Origin of the sequence: Actinomyces howellii (assembly GCF_900637165.1) — a bacterium.
Taxonomy (GTDB): domain Bacteria; phylum Actinomycetota; class Actinomycetes; order Actinomycetales; family Actinomycetaceae; genus Actinomyces; species Actinomyces howellii.
On sequence record NZ_LR134350.1, the window covers coordinates 1,227,547 to 1,250,390 of the forward strand.

Below are 22,844 nucleotides of genomic sequence, written 5' to 3' on the forward strand. Positions count from 1 at the left end.
CAGGCAGAGGTCACAGGTAGTGGCGCTGTGGACGGCGGTCCTCGGTGTAGCGCTCGTAGGCCTGCTGGGTGGACTCCAGGCGGGAGACACCGGAGACCGGGACGTCCCACCACGACGAGCCCGGAGGGTTGGGGCCGTAGAGGTCGGTCTCGATGTGGATCATGGCGGCCTCGTCACCGGCGTGGGCAGCGGCGTAGGCCTCCTTGAACTCCTCGATGCTCGAGACGCGGTAGACCGTGAGCCCCCAGGACTCGGCGTTGGCGGCGATGTCGACCCCGCGGACCGTCTCGGAGTCCTCCAGGTGCGAGCCCGTCCCGCGCTGGCGGTACTTCGTGCCGAAGCGCTGGGAGCCGCGGGACTCCGACAGGGCGCCGATCGAGCAGAACCCGTGGTTCTGGAGCAGGACGTAGATGACCTTGACGTTCTCCTGGACGACGGTGGCCAGCTCCATGGGAAGCATCTGGTAGGTGCCGTCCCCCACGATGGCCACGACCTCGGAGGCCGGTCGGGCGAGCTTGCAGCCCAGGGCGGCCGGGATCTCGTAGCCCATGCACGAGAAGGCGTACTCGACGTGGTACTGCACGGGGGTGGAGGCGCGCCACAGCGCCTGGAGGTCCCCGGGCATGGAGCCCGCGGCGTTGATGACGATGTCCTCGTCCCCCATGAGCTCGTTGAGGGCGCCGAAGACCTCGGTCTGCGCGGGCAGCGGGCCGTGGCCCAGGTGGAAGCAGCGGTCGGTGGCCCGGGCCCAGGCCTCCTTCTCCGCGGCGACCTCACGCGAGTAGTCCTCGCTCACGTGGTAGTCCCCCAGGACCCGCCCCAGGGCCACGAGGGCCTCCCGGGCGTCGGCCACGACCATCTCGGCGCTCTCCTTGGCGGCGTCGAAGGGGGTGATGTTGATGTTGACGAAACGCACCTCAGGGTTCTTGAACTGCGTCTTCGAGGCGGTCGTGAAGTCGGAGTAGCGGGTGCCGATACCGATGACGAGGTCGGCCTTGTCGGCGATGTGGTTGCCCGAATCCCCTCCGGTGGAGCCCACGCCGCCGATGGAGCAGGGGTGGTCGTGGTTGATGGCGCCCTTGCCCGCCTGGGTGTCGGCCACCGGGATGCCCGTGGCGGCGGCGAAGGCGCGCAGCTCCTCGGTGGCCTCAGAGTAGATCGTGCCTCCCCCGGCGATGATCATGGGGCGCCGGGCCGCCCTGATGAGGGCGGCCGCCCGCTCCAGGGCGGCGGGCTCGGCCGGTGGGCGGCGCACGTGCCACACCCGCTTGCGGAACAGCTCGACCGGCCAGTCGTGGGCCTCGGCCTGGACGTCCTGGGGCATGGCGATGACGACGGCGCCGGTCTCGGCGGGGTCGGTGAGGACCCGCATGGCGCCCAGCAGCGAGGGGATGAGCTGCTCGGGCCGGTTGACCCGGTCGAAGAAGCGCGACAGGGGCCGGAAGGCGTCGTTGACGGTGACGTCGAGGGTCGTGGGGTCCTCGAGCTGCTGGAGCACCGGGTCAGGGACGCGGGTGGCGAACTGGTCGGAGGGCAGGAAGAGGACCGGGACCCGGTTGGTCGTGGCCAGGGCCGCCCCGGTCACCATGTTGAGAGAGCCCGGACCGATCGAGGCGGTCACCATGTAGGTCGACATGCGGTTGCGGACCTTGGCGAAGGCCGCTGCGGCGTGGACGGCACCCTGCTCGTTGCGGGGCATGATGTAGGGCATCTCCGCCTCGCCGTCGACGGGCGCCACCTCGTTCTGGAGCAGGGCCTGGCCGATGCCGGCGACGTTGCCGTGCCCGAAGATGCCGAAGGCGCCCTCGATGAGCCGGTGCTCGACGCCGTCGCGCTCGGAGTACTGGTTGGACAGGAATCGGATGGTCGCCTGGGCGACGGTCAGGCGGATCGTGCCTGCGTAGGCCTCGTTCACGGTGCGTGCTCTTCTCAGGTCGTGGGTGGACGGGTTGGTCTGTGCCGGTCTCAGCGGGTCATGGGCAGGCGGGGGTCGATCTCCTGGCCCTCCCAGGTGCCCCGGATCCAGTGGTGGGCCGGGTCGTCGGGGGCCAGCCACACGAGGTCCTCGTCGGGGCCCGCCATGACGTTGAGGTAGTACATGTCGTAGCCGGGGGCGGCCACGCAGGGGCCGTGGTACCCGTGCGGGACGAGGGCGACGTCGCCGTGGCGGACCTCGGCGCACAGGTCGATGGGGCGCTGCGGGCTCGAGGCGTAGGTGCGGTGCAGGCCGAAGCCGGGCTCGCCGCCGGGGCCCGGGGCGATCTCGAAGTAGTAGATCTCCTCGAGCTCGCGCTCGTCGACGCCCTTGGCGTCGTGCTTGTGCGCCGGGTAGGAGGACCAGTTGCCCCCGGGGGTCAGGACCTCGCAGCAGATGAGGTGGGAGGTCTCGACCCCGTTGTCGAGGGCGTAGTTGTTGACCTGGCGCGAGCAGTCCCCCGCTCCGCGCAGGTCGGTGCGCACCTGCTCGCGGCCGAAGTAGCGCACCGGCAGGTCACGCACCGCCAGTGCCGAGGGCAGCGCGATGCGCCCGCCCTCCGGCGAGGTGAGCGTCAACGAGCGGTGCCGGGGCACGTAGAGGTAGTCGGTGGTCTCCTCGAAGACCCCGGTCCGTCCGGCCAGCTCGTGGCGCACGCCGTCGACCTCGACGACGGCGCCGCCGACCAGCGGCAGGACGAGGAGCTCGGACTCGCCCGACTCCAGGACGAGGTCCTGGCCTGCCTCGAGCTCGGCGACGCGCAGGCCGCAGTAGGTCCAGCCCGCGTCAGCGGGTGTCAGGTCGACGGTCAGCGGGCCGTGGCCGCTGGACCCTGCGCGGACGTGGACGTCGGTGGGCGGGGTGGTGCTCATATCTCTTTCCTTCAGTGTCATGAGAAGTCCTGGAGGGCTGGGAGGTCGACGGACGGTCCTGGGCGCTCACCGGAGCAGCCCGACGGCGCCGTCGACCGCCGCGGCGACGTCGTCGTCCGGCGGGAAGAGCAGGGACCGGCCGATGACCAGGCCCTTGACGGTCGGCAGGGACAGCGCCCTGGCCCAGGAGGCGCGTGCCGCCGCGGCGTCGGGGCCCACGGCGCCGCCCAGGATGAGGGACGGCAGGGTGGATGCCTCCATGACGCGCTCCATCTGGTCGACCGCGGGGAGCTTGAGCCAGGTGTAGGCGCTCGTCGACCCCAGGCCCGAGGCGATGGCCATCGACCGCATCACCGCCTCGGGGCTCAGGTCGTTGACGATCCTGCCGCCCTCCCAGCGGGAGATGAAGGGCTCGACCATGGCCATGACCCCCGCTCGGGCGAGCTCGTCGACCGCCTGGGCACAGGCCGCCAGCGTCGCCACGCTTCCGGGATCGGTGTCGTTGACGCGCAGGAGCATCTTGCCGCCGTCGAGCCGGGAGCCCACGATCCCGGAGGCGTCGTAGCCGGTGAAGCGGTCGTCCATCTCGAAGGAGGAGCCGGCCAGGCCGCCCCGGTTCATCGAGCCGTAGACGAGCTTGCCGTCCAGCGCCCCCAGGAGGGCGAGGTCCTCGATGAGGTCGGCGGTGCCCAGGAACCCGTGAACCCCCGGCCGCGAGAGGGCCTCGACGCAGCGGGCGAGCGTCTCCTCGCGCGAGGCCATCGCCATGGGGTTGTCGCCAGCCGCCAGCGCCCCGCGGGCGGGGTGGTCGCAGGCGATGACGAGGAGCTTGGCGCCGCCCCCTGGGATCCGGCCGCGGGGGCGCTCAGCCAGCGTCCGGGCGATCTGCTCCGGCGCGCAGGCACGGATCTCGACGATCCTGTCGGTCAGCGGTGTCCGTCCCATCTCACAGCTCCTCCAGGGCGGGGGCGCAGCGCTCACGGTGGACCCTCATGAGCGAGAGCAGCTCGGGCTCGGTGGGCATCGCCGTCGAGCACTCCAGGCGCGAGGAGACGATGGCACCGGCCGTCGAGGCCGCGAAGACGGTCCTGGCCAGCGACCATCCCGACAGCAGGCCGTGGCACAGGGCGCCCCCGAAGGCGTCGCCGGCACCCAGGCCGTTCTTCGTCGTCACCGGGGTCACCGGCATCTCGACCCGCTCCTCACGGGTCTTGGCCAGGGTCCCCTCAAGCCCCTGCTTGACCACCGCGAGCTCGACGCCGGCCTCGAGGAGGGCGTCGGCGGCGCGCTCGGGATCGGTCTGCCCCACCGCGACCCGGCACTCCTCACGATTGCCGATCGCGACGGTCACCTTGGGCAGGACGGCCGCGACCTCCTCGTGCGCCACGGCCTCGTCGGGCCAGAAGTTGGCGCGGAAGTCGAGGTCGATGATCGTGTGCTCGGCCCTGGCCCTGGCGTCCAGGGCGGCATGGTGGGTCGAGCGCGAGGGCTCCTTGCTCAGGCCCGTGGCCGAGACCCAGAAGATGCGGGCCTGCCGGACCGCCTCGAGGGGCAGGTCCTCGCCCGTCAGCTCCAGGTCGGGGGCCGAGGGCTCGCGGTAGAAGTAGAGCGGGAAGTCGTCGGGCGGGAAGATCTCGCAGAAGGTGACCGGGGTGTTGAAGGCGGGCTTGGTCACGACGTAGTCGTCGTAGACGCCCAGCCGACGCATCTCGGAGCACACGAAGCGGCCGAAGGGGTCGTCACCCACGCCGGTGACGACCGCTGAGCGGTGGCGGTAGCGGGCCGCGGCGACGGCGACGTTCGTCGGGCTGCCGCCCAGGAACTTGCCGAAGGACTCCACGTCCTCCAGCCCCACCCCGACCTGGAGGGGGTAGATGTCGACGCCGCAGCGCCCGATGGTCAGGACGTCGAGCGGCGGGGTGCTGGTCGGTGCGGTCATGCGGTTCATCCTTCCCTGTGCCGCGCCGTCGGGAATCAACGAGGACCGACGGGGTCGACGAGGATCGACGGCGTCGACGAGGCCGGGTCCCGCAGGGCGGGCTACGGCGCCCTCAGGCAGAAGCCTGCCTCACCGAGACACGGAGGTCAACATCTTTGTCCGAACAAATCGGGTCGACCAGGCGCCCCGGGAGCGCACGGGAGGCGTGGGACGTATGATGACACAGTCCCAGAACCGGAGGTCCAGGATGCCAGACGACCCGTTCAGGCTCGAGGTCACCATCGACCGCTCCAGCCCCACCCCCCTGCACGCCCAGATCTCCGACCCCCTGGCCGCACTCATCGTCGACGGGACGCTCCAGCCCGGCACCCGCCTGGAGGACGAGGTCTCGATGGCCAGACGCCTGTCCGTCTCACGCCCCACCGCGCGCCAGGCCCTCCAGCACCTGGCCGACCGGGGTCTGGTCACGCGCCGCAGAGGCGCCGGGACGGTCGTCACCTCCCCGCACGTGCGCAGGTCGATGGAGCTGTCGAGCCTCCTGTCGGACCTGCGGGCCGCGGGCCACGAGGTCTCCACCCGGATCCTGGACTACGACCGGCACCGGGCCACCGCCGAGGAGGCCGAGCACCTCGGCGTCGACCCGGGCACCGAGGTCGTCCTCGTGCGCCGGCTGCGCCTGGCCGACGGCGAGCCGATCGCCCTCATGACCAACCTCCTGCCCGGGGACATCGCCCCCGACAAAGAGGAGCTGAGCGCGGCCGGGCTCTACGACCTCCTGCGCGAGCGCGGCATCGTGCCGACCACCGCGACCCAGGTCGTCGGGGCGCGCAACGCCACCGCCAAGGAGGCCGAGCTGCTCGCCGACAAGCGGCGAGCCGCCCTCCTGACGGTGGCTCGCACCGCCTACGACCGCGAGGGCAGGGCGGTGGAGTACGGCACCCACCTCTACCGCGCCTCGCGCTACACCTTCGTGACCACGCTGTTCACGTCCTGAGCACCGCCGCGCGCCCCCGGCGGGCACCCTCCCCGTCCCGCCGCAGCACCACAGCCCTGAACCTGATTTGTCCAGACAAATAGTTGACATGTGGACTCGTCTCGGCCTTCAATGGGGCAACGGGCCGCACCGGTGAGGACGCCGGGCGGCAGAGCCTCAACCACGGAGCTTGCTGATGAGCCTGACGAGCACTGAGTACACACCCGGCCCTCTCCTGACCGCCGCCCGCACGACGCCGACGGCCCTGTGGAACGACTCGGCCGACCCCGACGAGCTGCGTCAGTCGATCGCCTTCGGGGGCGTGGGCGCGACCTGCAACCCGACGATCGCCTACACGTGCATCAACCAGAAGAAGGAGCGCTGGCTGCCGCGCATCGCCCAGATCGCCCAGGAGCGGCCCGAGGCCTCCGAGTCCGAGATCGGCTGGCAGGTCGTGCGCGAGATGTCAATCGAGGGCGCCGCCCTCTACGAGGACATCTTCGAGGAGCACAAGGGCCGCAACGGCCGTCTGTCGATGCAGACCGACCCGCGCCTGGCGCGCTCCGCGACGGCCCTGGCCGACCAGGCCGAGGAGTTCTCCGGGCTCGCCAAGAACATCATCGTCAAGATCCCTGCCACGAGCACCGGCATCGAGGCCATCGAGGAGGCCACCTACCGGGGCGTGTCGGTCAACGTGACCGTCTCCTTCACCGTCGCCCAGGCGGTGAGGGCCGGGGAGGCGATCGAACGGGGCCTGGCGCGTCGCGAGGCCGAGGGCAAGGACGTCTCGACGATGGGGCCGGTGGTCACCATCATGGTCGGGCGCCTCGACGACTGGCTCAAGATCGTGGCCAAGCGCGAGCAGCTCTTCCTCGACCCGGGCCACCTCGAGTGGGCCGGGGTGGCGGCGTTCAAGCGCGCCTACCAGGAGTTCCAGGCCCGCGGCCTGCGCGCCCGGCTCCTGTCGGCGGCCTTCCGCAACGTCATGCACTGGTCCGAGCTCGTCGGCGGCGACGTCGTCATCTCCCCGCCCTTCGCCTGGCAGGCCCTCATCAACGCCTCGGACTACACCGTCGAGCCGCGCATGGACCGCCCCGTGGACGCCGACATCATGCGGACCCTGCTGTCCATCCCCGAGTTCGTCCGCGCCTACGAGCCCGAGGGCCTGAGCGTCGAGGAGTTCGACACCTTCGGGGCCACGGTGCGCACCCTGCGCGGCTTCCTGGCGGCCGACGCCGACCTCGACGCCCTCGTGCGCGACGTCATCATGCCCGAGCCGTGAGCAGCACCCCGCACCAGGACCCCGACGACCACCCCACCACCCCACCGCACCAGCTCCACGACGACGTGAGGAGACCTGCCTTGCTCAGGATCGCCATCATCGGGGCGGGCCGCATCGGCCACGTCCACGCAGCCACCATCGCCGCCCATCCCGGCGCCCAGCTCGCCCTCGTCTGCGACCCCTTCGGGGACGCGGCCGAGAACCTCGCCGCCACCTACGGGGCGCGCGCGTGCAAGGAGGCCGACGACGTCTTCGCCGACCCCCAGGTCGACGCCGTGGTCATCGGCTCACCCACCCCCTTGCACGTGCCCCACCTCCTGGCGGCGGCGCGAGCGGGCAAGGCGGTTCTGTGCGAGAAGCCGATCGCGCTGAGCATGGAGGACGTCGACGCCGCCAGCGCCGAGCTGGAGGCCGTGACGACGCCGGTCATGTTCGGCTTCAACCGCCGCTTCGACCCCTCGTTCGCCGCGGTGCGCACCGCCGTGGAGGCCGGTCGCATCGGCCCGCTCGAGCAGCTGACGATCATCTCTCGCGACCCTGCCGCCCCACCGGTGGAGTACGTCAAGGTCTCGGGGGGCATCTTCCGCGACATGACGATCCACGACTTCGACACGGCCCGCTACTTCCTGGGAGACATCACCGAGGTCCACGCCGTGGGTCAGAACCTCGACCCCGAGATCGCCGCCGTCGGCGACTTCGACGCCGCGGTCGTCACGCTGCGCACCGCCTCGGGGGCGGTGGCGACCATCATCAACAACCGCCACTGCGCCGCCGGGTACGACCAGCGCCTCGAGGCCTCGGGCCCCGCCGGAGCGCTGCTGGCGGACAACATCCGGGCCACGACCGTGCGCCTGTCCAACGCCGAGGTCACCGACGCCCAGGAGCCCTACCTCGACTTCTTCCTCGAGCGCTACGCCGAGGCCTACCGCCTCGAGCTGTCCGCCTTCATCGAGGCGGTCGAGTCGGGCTCACCCGTGAGCCCCTCGATCACCGACGCGATCGAGGCACTGCGCCTGGCCGAGGCCGCCACCGAGTCGGCCCGCACCGGTGCGCCGGTGCGCCTGGGCTGAGCGCCTCGGGCAGCACGCTCCAGCGGCACCGAGCAACCTGTGTCGACCGCCTGACCCCGAGGGGTCAGGCGGTCGACCCGCGTACGACGAGGTGGGGGGCGACGGTGTGCTCCACGGCTCCCACGGCGCCGAGCGGGGCACCGTCCTCACGGGCGGGCCGGTCACCGCCGGCCCGCGAGCGCCGGCCCGTGGCGCACGGCAGACGCTCCGCCAGCCGCTGCAGGGCCGTGTCGGTCAGCACCTCGACGTCCTGGCGCACCGTGGTCAGGTCGACGGCCGAGACCCCGGCCACGGGGATGTCGTCGTAGCCGGCCACCGCGACGTCCTGGGGGACGCGCAGCCCCCGACGACGCAGCTCGAGCAGCGCACCGAGCGCGGCGTGGTCGTTGTAGCACAGCAACGCCTGGGGCATCGAGCCCCGGCCGGCCAGGACGGACACGGCCCTGACGCCGGCCTCCTCGTCCTGCCCGCCGGGCACGACCCGCCCGGGCAGGCCCCTGGCCTCCATCGCGGCCCTGAAGGCCTCGGAGCGCAGCTGGGTGCACGAGGCTCCCGCGCCGTCGAGGTGGACGAGGTCGCGGCGCCCGGTGCCCAGGACGTGCTCGACCAGGGCCGTCATGCCGGCGCGGTCGTCCGAGCGCACCGCCTCGACGCCGGGCGCCGGGCTGGGCCTGCACATGACCACGAGAGGAAGGCCCGCGGAGGCTGAGGCAAGGTCCTCGTACGGGATCCTGGAGTCGACGACGACGATCCCCTCGCACCGGTCGCGCACGAGGCCCCGCACCCCCTCGACCTCACCGTGGTGCTCGGTGGCGGCGGTCAGGCTCAGCCCGTGCCCGTGCTCGCGCGCCGCACGGTAGAGGCCGTCGACGAGCTGGACCTGGAAGGCCTGGCCCGCGATGCAGCTGACCCCCACGATGCCGGTGTGGGCGGCCCGCAGCAGCCTGGCGCGCGGGTCCGCCTCGTAGCCGAGCTCAGCCGCCACCCGCAGGATCTCGGCGCGCGTCGCACCCGACACTCCCGGGGCGCCGTTGAGCGCCGCCGAGACGGTCGAGATCGACCGCCCCGCCTCCCGGGCGACCGTGGCGATCGTGACCCGTCCACCTGTGCCCGACATGTCACCTCCCGCCTCGTACGCCAGGACCACCATCCTGTCATGCCGAGCCCTCCCGCCCAGGACGGCGGCACGACGGAGCAGGCACGTGCCTTGACACCCACCCCCCGACGGGGCGATACTCGACACACCCTGTTAACGCGCGTTAAGCCAGGCGGGCCAGAGATCCGCAGTCAACGAGGACATCACCATGAGCACTTCCCTCAACGTCGCAGTCATCGGAGCCGGCATGGCCGGCACCACCCACGCCAACGCGTGGCGCCAGGTCGGAACCGTCTTCGACCTGGGCCTGCCCCGCGTCCACCTGTCCACCATCGCCGACGCCCACCTGCCCCTGGCGCAGGACGCCGCTGAGCGCTACGGCTACGACCGTGCGGTCGACGACTGGCGTGCCGTCGCCGAGGACCCCGAGATCGACATCGTGTCGATCGTCGTGGGCAACGCCCTGCACCGCCAGATCGCCGAGGCGCTCATCGAGGCGGGCAAGCACGTCCTGTGCGAGAAGCCCCTGGCCGACACCCTCGACAACGCCCGCGCCATGGCCCAGGCGGAGGCGCGGGCGGGTGTGGTCACCTCAGTCGGCTTCACCTACCGCCGTAACGCCGCCCTGGCCAAGATCGCCCAGCTCGTTTCCGACGGGCACCTGGGCGAGGTCCACCACATCGACGGACGCTACTGGTGCGACTACGGCGCCGACCCCTCCACGCCCATGGCCTGGCGCTACAAGGGGCCGATGGGCTCGGGCGCCCTGGGGGACGTCGGCAGCCACCTCATCGACTGCGCCGAGCTCGTGGCCGGCCCGATCGTCTCGGTGTCAGGGGCCGTCATGACCACGGCGATCACCGAGCGCCCCGTCGTGGCCGGGCACGTCGGTCGCGGCACGACCGCCGAGAGCGCCCCGGGGCGGGACCTCGTGCGCGAGCCCGTGGAGAACGACGACATCGCCACCTTCACCGCGCGCTTCGCCTCCGGGGCGGTGGGGACCTTCTCGGTGTCGCGCGTCGCCTGGAACATGCCCAACGACCTCATCCTCAACGTCATGGGGTCGCGGGGCCGCGCGAGCTGGGACCTGGCCCGCACCGGTGAGATCAAGGTCGACGACATCCACTCCCCCGCGGGCCTGGGCGGGGCACGGACCGTCCTGGTCAACCCCGAGTTCCCCTACTTCGCCCGAGGCTCGTCCATGGCCTTCGGCGGGGTGGGCCTGACCCAGATCGAGCAGTTCACCTACCAGGCCTACGCCTTCCTCCAGCAGGTCGCAGGCGTCACCGACGGTTTCCCGCCCTGCGCGACCTTCGCCGACGGCTACCGCGAGATGCTCATCATGGACGCGATCGCGCGCTCGGCCGCGGCCGGTGGTGCCGCCGTCGACGTGTCCGACCTGGCCTGACCGCCCTCTCGCCTCCGAGACCACCGGGCCCCCGCACCACCGATCATCCACCGAGCACTTACCGAGCACCAAGGAGCACCACCATGACCCTCAGCTACGGCGCCTACACCGCCTGCCTTCACGACCTGCCCCTGGGCGAGGCGCTCGACGTCCTCAAGGGCGCGGGCCTGTCCGGGGCGGAGGTCAACGCCGGAGGCTTCATCCCCTCCCCGCACTGCCCTGTCGACGCCCTGCTCGCCTCGGCGGCCGCGCGCGAGGAGTACCTCGGGGTCTTCGCCGAGCACGGCATCGCCCTGACGGGGCTCAACACCTCGGGCAACCCCGTCTCGCCCCTGCCCAACGAGGGGCTCAAGCACGCCGAGGACATCCGCACCACGATCCGTCTGGCCGGCCTGCTCGGCGTCAAGGAGATCGTCACGATGTCGGGGACGCCGGGCACCGACGCCTCGGCCCGCTACCCCTCCTGGGTCGTCAACCCCTGGAACGGCATCGACATGGAGATCCTCGACTACCAGTGGTCCGTGGTCGTCCCCTTCTTCAAGGAGGTCGACGCCCTGGCCCGCGACAACGACGTCCAGGTCTGCCTCGAGCTGCACCCGCGCAACCTCGTGTTCAACGTCCCGTCCTTCGAGCGGCTGATCGAGGAGACCGGGGCCACGAACATCAAGGTGAACATGGACCCCTCCCACCTGTTCTGGCAGCAGATGGACCCGATCGCCGCGACCCGGCGCCTGGGTCCCCTCGTCGGACACGTTCACGCCAAGGACACCGCGGTCCTGCCCGGCGCGGCCTACCGCGGCGTGCTCGACACCGACTTCGGACACGTTCCGGCTCAGGCCGAGGGCAAGGTACCGGTGGCCTACGGGTACTGGTGCAACGCCTGGCCCCAGGACCCCGCCTGGCGCTTCGTCGCCTTCGGCCTGGGGCACGACACGGAGTACTGGACCGAGTTCCTGCGCGCCGTGGCCGAGGTCAAGCCCGACATGTGCGTCAACATCGAGCACGAGGACGCCGGCTACGGCAACGTCGAGGGCCTCGAGATCTCCGCGGGCAACCTCCTGCGGGCCGCGGCGGGGCTCTGACTGCTCTGACTGCTCTGACTGCCCTGGCTGACCCGCCTGCCCTGAGCACCCTGAGTGCCCCCGGGGCAGGCGGTCAGGAGCCCCGGGCCGGTGCGGAGGAGCGCCTGACCGCCAGGACCGGGGCCACGGTCACGTTGCGCCCCTTGGCGGCCAGGGCCTGGGCGGCGGACAGCCCGGGACCTCCCGCCGGGTCACGACCCGAGCGCTGGCACAGGAAGCCGACGGCGTCGCGGGCCATCGCGGCGACCGGCTGCTCGACGCTCGTGATCGAGAACTCCTCGCGACGGGCGAGGAAGGTGTCGTCGTAGGACACGAGAGGGACCCTGTCTCCCAGCCCGGCCAGGACCGCGAGCGCGTCGAGGGCGATGACGTCGTTGTGGGCCACGACCCCCGTGCGCCCCGCGCCTGCGGCCCGCGTCGCCGCAAGCGCCCGGCGCAGGTCCGAGGCGGCGCCCTGGGGGCCGTCGACGACGACGTGGAAGGGCATCGCCGCCTCGTCCGCGGCGCGCGCGAGCGCCCCACCGCGCTCGGCGGCGTTGGGGTCCTGGCCGGAGGCCGGCGACACGTAGACGAGGCGCTGCGCCCCGACGCCCGCCAGGTGCTCGACGACGGCCACCGCCGCCGCGGCCTCGTCGAGCCGCACGGTGTCCACCGAGCCCCCGACGTCCATCCGCCCGACGAGGCACACCGGCATCTCGCGTCCCAGCGCACGGATCGCGGAGGCGCCCATGGCCGGGGAGACGAGGATGAGCCCCTCGACACGCATGCCGACGAGCGCGTCGACGGCCTCCTGTCCCTCACCCTCCCCCCGGGACAGGACGATGAGGACGGTCAGGCCACGCTGCCCGGCGGCCTCCTGAAGCGCCTGGGCGAGGAAGTCGAAGAAGGGGTTGCGCAGGTCGGGCAGGACCAGGCCGATGAGGCCGGAGCGTCCTGAGGCCAGCGAGGCCGCGGTCGCGTTGACCCGGTAGCCCAGGCGTCGCGCCGCCTCGACGATCCTCTCGCGGCTGGCCGCCGAGACCTGGGTCGACCCGGACAGCGCCAGGGAGACCAGGCCGCGGGACACCCCCGCCTCGCGGGCGACGTCGGCCTGGGTGACCCGGCGCACCCCGCCTCCGGGCGCCGGTGCCTGCACGTCGGGCATGGTCCTCCCTCCCTCGACCGGCCCGGCGCTCTGCCTCCGCCGCCCTGGGCGCCGGGACCGTCCGGCGGCACGGTGTGCCCACGCTATCCCATGGCGGTCCCACGGACCGATAGGCTGGGGCCGTGACAGCCCGCCAGGTCCCCATGCCTCCAGGGGGGCGCCGCCCACGCATGGTCGACGTCGCCCGGCGGGCGGGGGTGTCGCGCGCCCTCGTCTCGCTCGTGCTGTCGGGCAAGCCCGGGGCCTCCCCGGCCAACCGGGCCAAGGTGCTGTCAGCGGCCGCCGAGCTCGGCTACGCCCCCGACGTCAACGCACGCCGCCTGCGCGAGGGCACCCGTCGTCTTGTCGGGGTCGTCTTCGACGGCCACGACGCCTTCACCGCCCGCGTCCTGGACGCGGCCCACGAGGCTGTTGCCGCCCGGGGGCGCGACCTGGTCCTCACCATGTCCTCCTCGGCGCCCTCCTCGGCGTCCTCGGCCTCGGTCCGGCTCGTGCGCGCACTGCGCACCCTCGAGGCTCAGCGGGTCAGCGGGATCCTGCTCATCTCCTCGGGACCGGTCGACGCCGAGGCGGCGGCGCTGCTCAGCACCGTCCCTGCGGTCTTCGTCGGCGCCTACGCCCCCGCCCACCTGGCGGGCCGAGTCGCCTCGGTCCACTCCGACGACGAGGGGGGCATGCGCTGCCTCGTGCGCCACCTGGTCGACCTGGGGCACCGGCGCATGGCGGTCACGCGGGTGGCGGGACGCCGCAGCGGCGACCTCCGGGCCCAGGCAGTCGTCGACGAGGCCCGGCTCCTGGGCGCCGAGGTCCTCGAGGTCCCGGCAGCCGCCTACGACGAGTCCGCGGGCGTGGCGGCCGGCCGGGAGGTCCTGGGCGCTCTCGACCTCGACCCGGCGCCCACCGCGGTGCTCGCCGCCAACGACGCCCTGGCCCTGGGCATCATCCACGTCCTGCGGGGCCAGGGGCTGCGGGTGCCCGAGGACGTGTCGGTCACCGGCTTCGACGACGCCGGTGCCGGACCGGCCCCGGCAGTCGCCTCCCTGGGCCTGACGACGGTGCACCAGGACGTCGAGGGGCTCATCTCCTCGGCCCTCGACCTGCTCGAGGCCCCGCCGCGCCCCGGGGAGGCGGCTGAGCTCGTCCTGCCCACGAGGCTCGTCCTGCGGTCGACCACCGCTGCCCCGGCTGTGCCGGGTTCCACAGACCCCATGCCGTCCTGAGACCGGGCCGTCATCGCACGGCCCGGTCGAGGGAGGGCACAATCAAGTCCGAGAGGCGCCGGGGTGTCCCGGCACGCTCCCACCGCACTCGAGACGCGTAAAGGACCGCAACGTGACGCGCAGCATCTACATCGCCTCACCCGGGGCGGGGACGGGAAAGTCGACCGTGGCCCTGGGCCTGGTCGCGTGCCTGACCAAGGTCGTGGCCAAGGTGGGCGTGTTCCGCCCCTTCGTCGACTCCCGCCAGGACGACCCCTTCCTCGACCTGCTCCTCGCGCGCTCGGGGTCCTCGATGCAGGCCTCGGCCTGCATCGGCGTGACCTGGGACGAGTTCCACGCGGACCCCGAGGAGTCCCTGTCGACCATCGTGTCGGCCTACCGTGCCGTGGCGCGCGACCACGACGTCGTGCTCATCGACGGCTCTGACTTCACTGACGTGGCCGGCAACCCCGAGATGTCCCTCAACGCCCGCGTGGCCGCCAACATCGGGGCCCCGGTGCTTCTCGTCGTCGCCGGCGACCACAGCCCCGAGGACGTGCGCGGCTCGGTGGAGGTCTCGATCGCCGAGATAGCCGACAACCACGCCAGGACCGTGGCCGTCGTCGCCAACCGCTGCCTGCCCGAGACCCGCGGTGCCGTCGCCGAGGCGATCGCGGGCATCGAGGGCGTGGCCACGACGACCCTGCCGCTGGTGCCGCTGCTGTCGGCCCCCTCGGTGCGCGAGGTCATGTCCGCCGTCGAGGGCACCCTCATCTCCGGCGACGCGACCCTCCTGGAGCGCGAGGCCGAGTCCGTCCTCATCGCGGCCATGGACGTGGCGCACATCCTCGAGAGGCTGCGCGAGGGCCAGCTGGTCATCGTGCCCGCCGACCGCTCCGCCGTCCTGGTGTCCCTGGCCGCGGCCCAGGCCTCCTCCGGCTTCCCCAGCCTGTCGGGCCTCGTGCTCAACGGCGGCTTCCCGGTGGCCCCCCACGCCCTGCGCCTCCTGCAGGGCCTCAACCTGCCCCTGCCTGTCGTGACCTCCCCTCAGGACACCTTCACGGCCGCCTCGACGGCGGGCTCGCTGCGCGGGGCGCTGGCCAACGCCTCGGAGCGCAAGCTCGACGTCGCGGTGACGACCTTCGAGAAGGAGGCGGACATCGACGCCCTCATGGACGCCCTCGAGGTCGAGGCCTCCGAGGTCGTCACACCGATCATGTTCCAGGCCGAGCTCGTCGAGCGCTCCCGGGCCGACCGCAAGACCATCGTCCTGCCCGAGCCCGAGGACGACCGGGTCCTGCGGGCCGCCGACGCCATCTTGCGCCGCGGCATCGCCGACCTCGTGCTGCTCGGCGACGACAAGGCGGTGCGGGCCCGTGCCGCCGAGCTGGGCCTGGACATCGGCTCGGCGCGGGTCGTGCGCACCGACGACCCCGAGCTGCTCGAGACCTACGCCGCCGAGTTCGCCCGGCTGCGGGCCAAGAAGGGGGTCACCCTCGAGCAGGCGCGCGAGAAGGTCCAGGACGTGTCGTACTTCGGCACGATGATGGTCCACATGGGGCACGCCGACGGCATGGTCTCGGGGGCCGCCCACACGACCGCGCACACGATCGTGCCGTCCTTCCAGATCATCAAGACCAAGCCGGGGACCTCGATCGTCTCCTCGGTCTTCCTCATGCTCCTGGAGGACCGGGTCCTCGTCTACGGCGACTGCGCGGTCAACCCCGAGCCGACGGCCTCCCAGCTGGCCGACATCGCCATCTCCTCGGCGGCGACCGCCCGGCAGTTCGGCGTCGACCCGCGCGTGGCGATGCTGTCCTTCTCCACCGGCACCTCGGGCCAGGGCGCCGACGTCGACAAGGTCCGGGAGGCCACCGAGCTCGTCAGGGCGATGGCGCCGGACCTGGCCGTCGACGGGCCCATCCAGTACGACGCCGCCATCGACCCGACCGTCGCCGCCAAGAAGGCCCCCGGCTCTCAGGTGGCCGGCCGCGCCAACGTCTTCATCTTCCCTGACCTGTCGAGCGGGAACATCGGCTACAAGGCGGTCCAGCGGTCCTCCGGCGCCATCGCCGTGGGCCCGGTGCTCCAGGGCCTCAACAAGCCGGTCAACGACCTGTCCCGCGGGGCCCTGGTCGAGGACATCATCAACACCGTGGCCATCACGGCCGTCCAGGCCCAGGGCTGAGACCCGCCCGGTCCCGCAGAAGAAAGGCACACCGTGACCACGACCGCGACACAGACGAGCACCCAGCCGAGCACGCGCACGGCCTCCGACCCGGCCCCGGGGGCCGGGTCCCGCACGGTCCTCGTCATCAACTCGGGCTCCTCGTCCATCAAGTACCAGCTCGTCGACCCCGAGGCGGGCCTGGCCCTGGCATCGGGGCTCGTCGAGCGCATCGGTGAGGAGGAGGGCGCGATCATCCACCGCCACGGCGGGCAGGAGCTGCGCATCCAGGCGCCGATCGCTGACCACGGCACGGGCCTGGCGGAGGTCCTGCGGCTGTTCGACGAGCAGGGACCGGACCTGTCGCGGGCCAATGTCGTGGCCGTCGGGCACCGCGTCGTCCAGGGAGGGAGGTTCTTCTCCGGGCCCGCGCTCATCGACGACGAGGTCGTGGACACGATCACCGAGCTCGTCCCGCTGGGGCCCCTGCACAACCCCGCCCACCTCAAGGGCATCGAGGTCGCCCGGGAGCTGCTCGCCTCCGTGCCCCACGTCGCCGTCTTCGACACCGCCTTCTTCCAGGACCTGCCCGAGGCGGCGGCCCGCTACGCTCTCAACCGGGAGGTCGCCGACACCTACTCGATCCGCCGCTACGGCGCCCACGGCACGAGCCACCAGTACGTCTCCGGGGAGGTCAGCGCCCTCCTGGGACGCCAGGACCTCAAGCAGGTCGTCCTGCACCTGGGCAACGGGGCGTCGGCCTCGGCGGTCGTGGCCGGCAGGGCGGTGGACACCTCGATGGGCCTGACCCCCTTGGAGGGCCTGGTCATGGGCGGCCGCACCGGTGACATCGACCCCGCCGCGGTCTTCCACCTCGCCCGTGTGGCGGGCATGGGCATCGACGAGATCGACCACCTGTTCAACCGGGCCTCCGGGATGAAGGGCCTGACCGGCGACAACGACATGCGTGAGGTGTGGAGGCGTATCGACGCCGGACAGGCTCAGGCCCGTGAGGCCATGGACATCTACGTGCACCGCCTCGTCAAGTACGTCGGTGCCTACGCCGCGGTCATGGGCGGGCTGGACGCGCTCACCTTCACCGCCGGTATCGGTGAGAACGACGCCCGGCTGCGGGCCGAGGTCGTGGAGCGTCTGGGGTTCCTCGGCGCGCGGATCGACCCCGGGGCCAACACCGAGCGCTCGGGACGCGCCCGGGTGGTCTCCGGCTCCGACTCCGCGGTCGCCGTCCTCGTCGTCCCGACCAACGAGGAGCTGGCCATCGCGCGTCAGGCGGTCACCCTCCTGTGACGCGCCGGGCGCCTCGGCGGGGCCGACCCTGCCCCACCGAGGCGCCGGGCACGGGTCACAACGCTCAGAACAGGGTGGCCGGCGGCGGGTCCGCCGGGGCCTGAGCCCCGGGGGCGCGGCCCGTGCCCGCGCCGCCCGGCGCGCCGGCCCGGGTCCACCCGGGGCCGGTCGGCACGGCGGTGCCGCGCTGGAAGGCCGTGGCCGCGGCGCGGGCGCGGGCGTCGGCGGCCTCGTTCATCGGGTGCCCGGTGTGTCCCCGGACCCACTCGAAGCGCACCGTCCTGCCCCGCAGGGCGGCGTCGAGCGCACGCATGAGGTCGTCGTTGAGCACGGGCTTGCCGTCGGCCTTGCGCCAGCCGCGCCGCTTCCAGGAGGGGAGCCACTTCGTCAGGGAGTTGATGACGTACTGGGAGTCGGCCTGGACGAGCAGCTCCTCCTCGGTGCCGGCCGTGGCGTGCAGCAGCTCGAGCACGGCCGTCAGCTCGCCCCTGTTGTTCGTTGAGCTCTCCCAGCCCCCCGCCGCCCAGCAGTCCTCGTCCACGTACCACGCCCAGCCCGCAGGACCGGGGTTGCCCAGGGCGGATCCGTCTGCCGCCGCGATGATCGTCATGGCGGTCAGCCTACTGGCCCGCGCGGCGGACCCGGCCCGGGCGCTCAGCGCGCCAGGCCGGGAAACAGGGCTGCCAGCCCCGTCGAGAGCATGCCGACGGCGATGGCCGCCAGGATCATCCCCATGAGCCGCGTCATGATCGTGCGCAGGGTCATGGACATGTGCCTGCCGATCGTCCCGGCGCACAGGAGCACGACACCGAGCAGGACCAGGGTCATGGCCAGTGCGAGGGCGACGGTCGCCACCCCGGAGGCGGACCGGTCCTGGGCGAACATGACGATGATCGTCGTCATCGTGCCAGGACCGACGATGATCGGGAAGGTCATCGGGTAGAAGGCGACGTCGGACACGGCCGCGTGGGCCGAGGCGTGGTCCTTCTCCGCCGGCGTCCCCTCGTGCGCCGACGACCCCTGTCCCGAGAGCATGCCCAAGGCGATGAGGAGCAGGACGAGGCCGCCGGCGACGCGGAAGTCGTTGATGGAGATGCCGAAGAAGCTGAGCAGGGCGCTGCCGGCCACCGCGACGACGGCGCACATGAGGGTGCACAGCAGGAGCGTGCGCCAGGCTGTGCGTCGTTGGCGGGAGGCGTCCTGCGCGGCGGTCAGGCTCAGGAAGAGCGGAAGGTTGACGAAGGGGTTCATGATCGCGAAGAAGGCCCCCAGCGCCTTGATGAGCAGTGCGGTGTCCATGGTTTCCTCGGGTTTCCTCGGGTTCCTCAGTCCTGGCCGTCCTCACAGGTCAGGCGCCAGCACCCTGCCGAGCCTGCTGCGCAGGGCTCGGCCGCCCAGGGTCAGCTGCCGTCCTGCCCCTGGGCGACGCCCTGCTCGGGACGGACCAGCTGCCAGCCGATCATCCCGACCGACACGAGGAGCAGGCCCAGTCCTGCCCAGAGGTTGGCGTTGACCCCTCCGGTCTTGGCCATCTCCTCCGGTCCGGTCAGGAAGGCCGAGCAGATGAGCAGGTAGAGGGCGATCGTACCGAGCACCCCTCCGATGATCGAGCGGATATCGGTCACTGCGCGGCGCAGCGCGTTCATGGTCGTCTCCTCGTGGACGGCGTTCAGCGAGCCCGGCCCGCTGACGGGATCTGTGCGGTGAGTTGCGGTGACAAAGGTGAGCGGAGTCAGTGGAAGATGAGGTTGAGAGCGATGATGAGGCCGGCGGACACGACAGCGAGAGGAACCGGCCTGCGCAGGAGGGGAAGCTCGGACTCGCCAGGATCGGTCCTGTCCTCCTTGGGCGTCAGGGACGCGACGAAGCCCTTGAGCTCTGCCTCTGGGCGCGGTGTCGTCGCCAGGGAGACCACGACGGTGACCAGCACGTCGGCGACGAAGGCGGCGCCGGCGGCGACGAAGGCGGTCCCCTGACCCGGCAGGGTGAGCACGCCGGTCCACGCCAGGACGTTGACGGCCAGCGCCGTCAGCGTTCCGGCCACCAGGCCGCTCCACCCTCCGTGGTCGGTGGCCCGCTTCCAGAACATCCCGACGATGAACGTCGCGAAGAGGGGCGCGTTGAACATCGAGAAGAGCTGCTGGAGATAGTCCATGAGGTTGGAGTAGCTCGAGGCGATGAGGGCGGTGAAGATGGCGATGACCGTGGCCCCGAAGGTCGCCCGCTGCCCGACCTTGAGGTAGAGGGCGTCATCTCCGTCCGGCCGCAGGTAGCGTTCGTAGATGTCGACCGTGAACACCGTGTTGAAGGCGGAGATGTTCGCGGCCATCCCGGCCATGAACGAGGCGAGCAGGCCGGTGATCGCCAGTCCGAGCAGACCGTTGGGCAGCACGTCGCGCATGAGCAGGAGGACGGCGTCGTTGTACTGGATGTCCCCTCCGGCCTCGGTGCCCGACAACGAGGCCGTCTTGAGCGCGACGATCTCGGAGACCTGGACAGCGGCGACCATGCCGGGGACGATGACGAGGAAGGGCACGAGCATCTTGGCGAAGGTGCCGATGATCGGCGCCGAACGGGCCGAGGAGATGGAGTCCGAGGCCATGGCGCGCTGGACCTCGACAAAGTTGGTCGTCCAGTAGCCAAAGGACAGGACGAATCCAAGGCCCACGGTGATCCCGATGACCGACATCACCGGTGAGGAGAAGCCCGACAGCAGCACCCCGGGCCAGGAGTGCAGCTGCGCGTCAGGATCAGCGTAGGCCCCGGTCCCGTGGGTGAGCGCCGCCTCGGTGATGCGGGCCTTGAGCCCGCCCCACCCGCCGACCCTGTGGAGCCCGACCATCGTCAGGGGGAACAGTGCCGCGATGATGACGAAGAACTGCAGGACCTCGTTGTAGATCGCCGCGGACAGCCCTCCCAGGCTGATGTAGGAGAAGACGATCACTGCGGCGACGATGAGCGCGACCCACAGCGGCCATCCCAGAAGACGGTGGACGATCGTGCCCAGGAGGTAGAGGTTGACGCCCGCGATGAGCAGCTGGGCCAGGGCGAAGGAGAGCGTGTTGATCATGTGCGCGGCCGTGCCGTAGCGCTTGTCCATGAACTCCGGGACCGAGCGCACCTTGGACCCGTAGTAGAAGGGCATCATGACCAGTCCGAGGAAGATCATCGCCGGGATCGCGCCGATCCAGAAGTAGTGGAAGGTCGGCATCCCGTACTGTGCGCCCGTGGCCGACATCCCCATGATCTCGACGGCGCCGAGGTTGGCCGACACGAAGGCGATCCCGGTCACCCAGGCCGGCAGCGACCGGCCGGAGGTGAGGAACTCCTCGGAGGAGGCTGTGCGGCGCTTGGCCATAAAGCCAACGCCGATGACGACGGCGAAGTAGATGACGATGGGGACGTAGTCGAACCAGCGGGCCTCCAGGAGGGTCGTCGTGGCGGTGGGGAGGATGGCAGGGTTCGTGGCAAGGAAGGGTGGCATGGCTGTCCTCTCAGGGATCACGCTCATACAGAGTGGTGCAGAACACACTACAGTGTCGGTCGCTGCTGATGTGAGGAGATTGTGAGGAGATGAGGGGTCCTGCTGGACCCTGTCGGTCGGCAACGAGGACGTCCAGCGCGTTGCTGAGCAGGGGGAGGACAGCGGGCACACGCGTGAGCGGGGCACCCACCGATCGGTGGGTGCCCCGCTCACGGGTGTGACTCAGGCGTCGAGATCGGTCTCGAGCAGAGCCTTGAGCTCGCCGAGGGCACCCTCGGCGCCGTCGGCGTCAGAGGTGAGGGTGACGACATCGCCGAAGCCTGCGCCCAGCGTCATGACACCGAGGATCGAGGCGGCGTCAACCGGGGCACCACCCTCCTTGGCGATGGTGACGGGAACACCCTTCTCTGCGACGGCCTTGACGAAGGTGGCGGCAGGACGGGCGTGGAGGCCGACCTTCGAGGCGATGGTTGCGGTGACCTGGGCCATGGATGACTCCTTGTGCGGTGGGCGGGACGGACGCCACGGCCCGGGTGCCGGCGCGCGACCGGGCGGTGACTGATGTCAGAGTCACAGTACCCGACAACCCCGCCGACCGGGGCGGATGTGACGATCGAATATCACAGGGCGCCGACACCTCCGTCCAGGGGCTGCGGCGGCCACGACTCGGTCCGGGCGTAGGGGGCCAGGACGACCTCGACGCGCTGAAGCTCCTTGACGTCGGCGTATCCGGTGGTGGCGAGCGTCCGGCGCAGTGCCCCCATGATGTTGAGCGTGCCGTCTGCCTGGTCCGAGGGGCCGTTGAGGATCTCGGCCATCGAGCCCACGGTGCCCACGACGCTGCGGTAGCCCCTGGGCAGCCGCTCGTGGCGCGCCTCGGGCCCCCAGTAGTAGCCCCCGCCCGGGGCCTCCTGGGCACGGGCGAGCGCGGCGCCGAGCATGACGGCGTCGGCTCCGCAGGCAATGGCCTTGACGACGTCCCCCGAGCTGCCCACCGACCCGTCGGCCACGACGTGGACGTAGCGGCCTCCTGACTCGTCGAGGTAGTCCCGTCGGGCGGCGGCGACGTCGGACACGGCCGTGGCCATGGGCACGTGCAGCCCCAGGACCTGGCGGATCGAGGAGGAGGCGCCCCCGCCCTGGCCGACGAGGACGGCCGCGGCGCCGGTGCGCATGAGGTGGAGGGCTGCGGTGTAGGTCGTCACCCCGCCCACGACGACAGGGACGTCGAGCTCGTAGATGAAGCGCTTGAGGTTGAGCGGCTCGGCGGAGCCCGAGACGTGCTCGGCGGAGACCACCGAGCCCCGGATGACGAGCAGGTCGACCCCCGCCTCGACGACGGTGCGCCAGTGGCGCAGCGTGCTGCCGGGGCTCAGGCGTCCGGCGACGACGACCCCGGCTCGGCGGATCTGGGTGAGCCGCTCGGTGATGAGCTCGGCGCGCACCGGCGGGGCGTAGACCTCCTGAAGGACCCGGGTCGCCTCCTGGGCGGGAGCGGCCCGGATCTGCTCCAGGGCCGCGGTGGGGTCCTCGTACCGGGTCCACAGGCCCTCGAGGTCGAGGACGCCGATGCCGCCCAGGCGCCCGACGAGGATCGCGGTCTGCGGGCTCATGACCGCGTCCATGGGGGCAGCCATGACCGGCAGCTCCACGTGGTAGGCGTCCACCTGCCAGCTCACGCGCACGTCCCGGGTGTCCCGGGTGCGCCGTGCCGGGACGAGGGCGATGTCGTCGAAGGAGTACGCCCGGCGCGCCCGCTTGGAGCGTCCGATCTCGATCTCTGCGCTCATGCCCAGGAGTCTAGATGGACGAGACGGACTCCTCGGTGCGCCCCGCACGGCGGCT

Annotated in this window: 20 protein-coding genes; 8 read left to right on the forward strand and 12 right to left on the reverse strand. The window is 71.7% G+C overall.

Going from position 1 to position 22,844, the window contains the following annotated elements:
• Positions 1-10: 10 nt before the first annotated feature.
• The 4 genes from iolD to iolC all read right to left on the reverse strand — a co-directional run bounded on the left by iolD (position 11) and on the right by iolC (position 4,786).
• Positions 11-1,915, reverse strand: a complete 1,905-nt coding sequence (gene iolD / locus EL245_RS05145) for a 3D-(3,5/4)-trihydroxycyclohexane-1,2-dione acylhydrolase (decyclizing) (RefSeq protein WP_126382194.1) — start codon at positions 1,913-1,915, stop codon at positions 11-13.
• Positions 1,916-1,965: 50 nt separating this feature from the next.
• Entirely contained in the window at positions 1,966-2,847 is an 882-nt protein-coding gene (gene iolB, locus EL245_RS05150; protein ID WP_126382195.1) for a 5-deoxy-glucuronate isomerase, read from the reverse strand.
• Positions 2,848-2,913: 66 nt separating this feature from the next.
• Positions 2,914-3,792 carry a Cgl0159 family (beta/alpha)8-fold protein gene (locus EL245_RS05155; RefSeq protein WP_126382196.1) on the reverse strand — a complete coding sequence of 293 codons (879 nt, stop codon included), beginning with the start codon at positions 3,790-3,792 and terminating at the stop codon, positions 2,914-2,916.
• A gap of 1 nt (position 3,793) precedes the next feature.
• Complete coding sequence (gene iolC / locus EL245_RS05160) at positions 3,794-4,786, reverse strand: 5-dehydro-2-deoxygluconokinase (RefSeq protein WP_126382197.1); 993 nt, start codon at positions 4,784-4,786, stop codon at positions 3,794-3,796.
• A gap of 247 nt (positions 4,787-5,033) precedes the next feature.
• Here iolC and EL245_RS05165 point away from each other — a divergent pair, with 247 nt between their 5' ends.
• The 3 genes from EL245_RS05165 to iolG all read left to right on the forward strand — a co-directional run bounded on the left by EL245_RS05165 (position 5,034) and on the right by iolG (position 8,111).
• On the forward strand, positions 5,034-5,780 hold the full coding sequence (locus tag EL245_RS05165) for a GntR family transcriptional regulator (protein ID WP_126382198.1): 747 nt from the start codon (positions 5,034-5,036) through the stop codon (positions 5,778-5,780).
• Between the two features lie 175 nt (positions 5,781-5,955).
• Positions 5,956-7,041, forward strand: coding sequence for a transaldolase family protein (locus tag EL245_RS05170; protein WP_126382199.1), 1,086 nt, complete (start codon positions 5,956-5,958; stop codon positions 7,039-7,041).
• A gap of 80 nt (positions 7,042-7,121) precedes the next feature.
• Positions 7,122-8,111: an inositol 2-dehydrogenase gene (gene iolG / locus EL245_RS05175; RefSeq protein ID WP_126384090.1), complete on the forward strand. Its 990-nt coding sequence runs from the start codon at positions 7,122-7,124 to the stop codon at positions 8,109-8,111.
• Between the two features lie 64 nt (positions 8,112-8,175).
• Here the strand turns inward: iolG and EL245_RS05180 are convergent, their stop codons facing one another.
• Positions 8,176-9,228, reverse strand: a complete 1,053-nt coding sequence (locus EL245_RS05180) for a LacI family DNA-binding transcriptional regulator (RefSeq protein ID WP_126382200.1) — start codon at positions 9,226-9,228, stop codon at positions 8,176-8,178.
• A gap of 187 nt (positions 9,229-9,415) precedes the next feature.
• Here EL245_RS05180 and EL245_RS05185 point away from each other — a divergent pair, with 187 nt between their 5' ends.
• Complete coding sequence (locus EL245_RS05185; protein WP_126382201.1) at positions 9,416-10,615, forward strand: Gfo/Idh/MocA family protein; 1,200 nt, start codon at positions 9,416-9,418, stop codon at positions 10,613-10,615.
• 83 nt (positions 10,616-10,698) lie between these two features.
• On the forward strand, positions 10,699-11,697 hold the full coding sequence (locus EL245_RS05190; RefSeq protein WP_126382202.1) for a sugar phosphate isomerase/epimerase family protein: 999 nt from the start codon (positions 10,699-10,701) through the stop codon (positions 11,695-11,697).
• Positions 11,698-11,770: 73 nt separating this feature from the next.
• Here EL245_RS05190 and EL245_RS05195 read toward each other — a convergent pair whose 3' ends face one another.
• Entirely contained in the window at positions 11,771-12,841 is a 1,071-nt protein-coding gene (locus EL245_RS05195) for a LacI family DNA-binding transcriptional regulator (protein ID WP_126382203.1), read from the reverse strand.
• A 122-nt stretch (positions 12,842-12,963) separates the two neighbouring features.
• Between EL245_RS05195 and EL245_RS05200 the strand changes: the two genes are divergently transcribed.
• The 3 genes from EL245_RS05200 (at position 12,964) to EL245_RS05210 (ending at position 17,515) form a co-directional block, all read left to right on the forward strand.
• Positions 12,964-14,061: a LacI family DNA-binding transcriptional regulator gene (locus EL245_RS05200; RefSeq protein WP_126382204.1), complete on the forward strand. Its 1,098-nt coding sequence runs from the start codon at positions 12,964-12,966 to the stop codon at positions 14,059-14,061.
• A 112-nt stretch (positions 14,062-14,173) separates the two neighbouring features.
• Positions 14,174-16,228, forward strand: a complete 2,055-nt coding sequence (pta, locus tag EL245_RS05205) for a phosphate acetyltransferase (protein WP_126382205.1) — start codon at positions 14,174-14,176, stop codon at positions 16,226-16,228.
• A gap of 33 nt (positions 16,229-16,261) precedes the next feature.
• Positions 16,262-17,515, forward strand: coding sequence for an acetate/propionate family kinase (locus EL245_RS05210; RefSeq protein ID WP_126382206.1), 1,254 nt, complete (start codon positions 16,262-16,264; stop codon positions 17,513-17,515).
• Between the two features lie 64 nt (positions 17,516-17,579).
• On the opposite strand, the gene EL245_RS05215 is transcribed toward EL245_RS05210, so the two are convergent.
• The 6 genes from EL245_RS05215 to EL245_RS05240 form a co-directional block, all read right to left on the reverse strand.
• Positions 17,580-18,125 (reverse strand): RNase H family protein, encoded by a 546-nt coding sequence (locus tag EL245_RS05215; protein ID WP_126382207.1) that lies wholly within the window; start codon positions 18,123-18,125, stop codon positions 17,580-17,582.
• A gap of 44 nt (positions 18,126-18,169) precedes the next feature.
• A complete protein-coding gene (locus EL245_RS05220; protein WP_126382208.1) occupies positions 18,170-18,814 on the reverse strand; it encodes a MarC family protein in 645 nt (214 codons plus the stop codon).
• Positions 18,815-18,915: 101 nt separating this feature from the next.
• A complete protein-coding gene (locus tag EL245_RS05225; RefSeq protein WP_126382209.1) occupies positions 18,916-19,161 on the reverse strand; it encodes a hypothetical protein in 246 nt (81 codons plus the stop codon).
• Positions 19,162-19,247: 86 nt separating this feature from the next.
• Positions 19,248-20,999 (reverse strand): sodium:solute symporter family protein, encoded by a 1,752-nt coding sequence (locus EL245_RS05230; protein ID WP_126382210.1) that lies wholly within the window; start codon positions 20,997-20,999, stop codon positions 19,248-19,250.
• A gap of 222 nt (positions 21,000-21,221) precedes the next feature.
• Complete coding sequence (locus tag EL245_RS05235) at positions 21,222-21,488, reverse strand: HPr family phosphocarrier protein (protein WP_126382211.1); 267 nt, start codon at positions 21,486-21,488, stop codon at positions 21,222-21,224.
• Between the two features lie 131 nt (positions 21,489-21,619).
• On the reverse strand, positions 21,620-22,789 hold the full coding sequence (locus tag EL245_RS05240; RefSeq protein ID WP_126382212.1) for a GuaB3 family IMP dehydrogenase-related protein: 1,170 nt from the start codon (positions 22,787-22,789) through the stop codon (positions 21,620-21,622).
• Between the last annotated feature and the right edge of the window lie 55 nt (positions 22,790-22,844).

Excerpts from the sequence above, each read along its gene's own strand:
- EL245_RS05240 (WP_126382212.1), bottom strand. The coding sequence starts at position 22,789 with ATGAGCGCAGAGATCGAGATCGGACGCTCCAAGCGGGCGCGCCGGGCG.
- iolB (WP_126382195.1), bottom strand. The coding sequence starts at position 2,847 with ATGAGCACCACCCCGCCCACCGACGTCCACGTCCGCGCAGGGTCCAGC.
- EL245_RS05225 (WP_126382209.1), bottom strand. The coding sequence starts at position 19,161 with ATGAACGCGCTGCGCCGCGCAGTGACCGATATCCGCTCGATCATCGGA.
- EL245_RS05180 (WP_126382200.1), bottom strand. The coding sequence starts at position 9,228 with ATGTCGGGCACAGGTGGACGGGTCACGATCGCCACGGTCGCCCGGGAG.
- EL245_RS05170 (WP_126382199.1), top strand. The coding sequence starts at position 5,956 with ATGAGCCTGACGAGCACTGAGTACACACCCGGCCCTCTCCTGACCGCC.
- EL245_RS05185 (WP_126382201.1), top strand. The coding sequence starts at position 9,416 with ATGAGCACTTCCCTCAACGTCGCAGTCATCGGAGCCGGCATGGCCGGC.
- EL245_RS05235 (WP_126382211.1), bottom strand. The coding sequence starts at position 21,488 with ATGGCCCAGGTCACCGCAACCATCGCCTCGAAGGTCGGCCTCCACGCC.
- iolC (WP_126382197.1), bottom strand. The coding sequence starts at position 4,786 with ATGACCGCACCGACCAGCACCCCGCCGCTCGACGTCCTGACCATCGGG.
- EL245_RS05195 (WP_126382203.1), bottom strand. The coding sequence starts at position 12,841 with ATGCCCGACGTGCAGGCACCGGCGCCCGGAGGCGGGGTGCGCCGGGTC.
- EL245_RS05165 (WP_126382198.1), top strand. The coding sequence starts at position 5,034 with ATGCCAGACGACCCGTTCAGGCTCGAGGTCACCATCGACCGCTCCAGC.
- EL245_RS05190 (WP_126382202.1), top strand. The coding sequence starts at position 10,699 with ATGACCCTCAGCTACGGCGCCTACACCGCCTGCCTTCACGACCTGCCC.
- EL245_RS05215 (WP_126382207.1), bottom strand. The coding sequence starts at position 18,125 with ATGACGATCATCGCGGCGGCAGACGGATCCGCCCTGGGCAACCCCGGT.
- EL245_RS05155 (WP_126382196.1), bottom strand. The coding sequence starts at position 3,792 with ATGGGACGGACACCGCTGACCGACAGGATCGTCGAGATCCGTGCCTGC.
- EL245_RS05230 (WP_126382210.1), bottom strand. The coding sequence starts at position 20,999 with ATGCCACCCTTCCTTGCCACGAACCCTGCCATCCTCCCCACCGCCACG.
- EL245_RS05220 (WP_126382208.1), bottom strand. The coding sequence starts at position 18,814 with ATGGACACCGCACTGCTCATCAAGGCGCTGGGGGCCTTCTTCGCGATC.